This window comes from Actinomycetes bacterium, from assembly GCA_035489715.1.
Taxonomy (GTDB): Bacteria; Actinomycetota; Actinomycetes; order JACCUZ01; family JACCUZ01; genus DATHAP01.
In genome coordinates, this window is sequence record DATHAP010000181.1 from 1 (window position 1) to 2,141 (window position 2,141).

At 73.9% G+C, this 2,141-nt stretch carries 4 protein-coding genes; all 4 read left to right on the top strand.

The genetic code is table 11. The features are described from left to right. A partial coding sequence (locus tag VK640_14720) for a guanylate kinase (protein HTE74434.1) occupies nt 1-214 on the top strand: 214 nt, incomplete at its 5' end. Nucleotides 215-291: 77 nt separating this feature from the next. Then, a complete protein-coding gene (gene rpoZ, locus VK640_14725; protein ID HTE74435.1) occupies nt 292-555 on the top strand; it encodes a DNA-directed RNA polymerase subunit omega in 264 nt (87 codons plus the stop codon). A 94-nt stretch (nt 556-649) separates the two neighbouring features. After that, nucleotides 650-1,876, top strand: a complete 1,227-nt coding sequence (gene coaBC / locus VK640_14730; protein HTE74436.1) for a bifunctional phosphopantothenoylcysteine decarboxylase/phosphopantothenate--cysteine ligase CoaBC — start codon at nt 650-652, stop codon at nt 1,874-1,876. Nucleotides 1,877-1,979: 103 nt separating this feature from the next. Next, the coding region (locus tag VK640_14735; protein ID HTE74437.1) for an S-adenosylmethionine synthetase N-terminal domain-containing protein at nt 1,980-2,141 on the top strand (162 nt) is incomplete at its 3' end.

Genomic DNA, 2,141 nt, shown 5'->3' on the forward strand with positions numbered 1-2,141 from the left:
ACCGCCGTCGTGGGCGGAGCTGGTGAGCCGGCTGGCCGGCCGGGGCTCGGAACCGCCCGCCGTCCAGGAGCGCCGGCTGGCCCTGGCGCAGGCCGAGCTGGACGCCGCCGGTGAGTTCGACGTGGTCGTCGTCAACGACGACGTGGCCCGCGCCGCGGACGAGTTGGTAGGCTTGCTGACTGCGCCCTCGCCCGGACTCGTGCCGGGGGAGTAGTGCCCACGAGTGACAGCAGCGCCGGTGGTCCCCGCCGGCCGCTCACTCCCGCTATCGAATGAGGAGCACGCCCACCCGTGTCCGGAGTCGCACCTGCCCCCGAGGGCATCACCAACCCGCCGATCGATGAGCTGCTCGAGCGCACCAGCAGCAAGTACGGCCTGGTCATCTTCGCCGCCAAGCGCGCGCGCCAGATCAACGCCTACTACAGCCAGCTCTCCGAGGGCCTGCTGGAGTACGTCGGCCCGCTGGTCGACACCGCGCCGCAGGAGAAGCCCCTGTCGATCGCGCTGCGCGAGATCAACGAGGGTCTGCTGACCCACACCGCCGGCGAGAACTGAACCGGCCGCCCGCTGACCGGCGGGCACCCAGACTGATGAGAACGCACCCGGCAGCACCTGCCGGGTGCGTTCTCGTGTTGGGAGGATGAGCCCCGTGTCGTCGATCGTGCTGGGTGTGAGCGGGGGAGTGGCCGCCTACAAGGCCGCCTTCGTGCTGCGCGCATTCACCGAGGCCGGCCACGACGTCCGCGTCGTCCCCACGCCCGGCGCCCTGCACTTCGTGGGCGCCGCCACCTTCGAGGCGCTGTCGGGCAACCCGGTCACCACCGACGTGTGGTCCGACGTCCCCGAGGTCGCGCACGTGCGGATCGGGCAGAACGCCGATCTCGTCGTGGTCGCGCCGGCCACCGCCGACCTGCTCGCCCGCGCGGCCGCGGGCCGCGCCGACGACCTGCTCACCGCCACCCTGCTGACGGCGTCCTGCCCGGTCGTCTTCGTGCCCGCGATGCACACCGAGATGTGGCTGCACCCGGCGACGCAGGACAACGTCGCCACCCTGCGGCGCCGCGGGGCGGTCGTGCTGCCGCCCGCCGTCGGCCGGCTCACCGGCCCCGACTCCGGTCCCGGCCGGCTCCCGGAGCCGGCCGACATCGCCGCGCTGGCCACCGTCGTCCTCGAGCACGGCGCGGACGCGCTGACCCAGGACCTCCCCGGCCGGCGCGTGGTCATCAGCGCCGGCGGCACCCGCGAGCCGCTGGACCCGGTCCGCTACCTGGGCAACCGGTCCTCGGGCAGGCAGGGCTTCGCCCTGGCCCGCGTCGCCGCGGCCCGCGGCGCGGAGGTCGTGCTGGTCGCGGCCAACGTCGACCTGCCGGCCCCGTTCGGCGTGCGCGTGGTCCCCGTCGGCACGGCCGAGGAGCTGCGGACCGCGATGCACGCCGAGGCCAAGGAGGCCGACGTCGTCGTGATGTCCGCGGCGGTCGCCGACTTCCGGCCGGCGACGGTCGCGGGCGCCAAGCTGAAGAAGGGCTCGGCGAGCGAGCCGGACTCGGTGGCCCTGGTGCGCAACCCCGACGTCCTGGCCGAGCTCGTGGGCGCCCGCCCGGCCGGCCGGCTGGTGGTCGGCTTCGCCGCCGAGACCGGCGACGACGACGGCGACGTGCTGACCCATGCGCGGGCCAAGCTGGTGCGCAAGGGCTGCGACCTGCTCGTGGTCAACGACGTCTCGGCCGGTCAGGTGTTCGGCCGGCCGGACAACAGCGTCGTGGTGCTCGGGGCCGACGGGTCGGCCACCGAGGTGCCGCGCGGGACCAAGGACGCCGTCGCGGCGGGGATCTGGGCGGCCGTCGCACCGCGCCTTCCGGACGTCGCCCCAGGATGAGCGATCAGGCGGGCACCACCGTGTCCGCCCCAGCCGGTAGCGTTCCGCCCGGGCCGTACTCCGAACGGTTCGTCGACTTGACCACCACGTTAGGGAGTGCCGAGTGCCACGCCGTCTCTTCACGTCCGAGTCGGTCACCGAGGGCCACCCGGACAAGATCGCCGACCAGATCAGCGACTCGATCCTCGACGCCATGCTGGCGCAGGACCCGCGCAGCCGGGTGGCCGTCGAGACCATGATCACCACGGGCCAGGTGCACATCGCC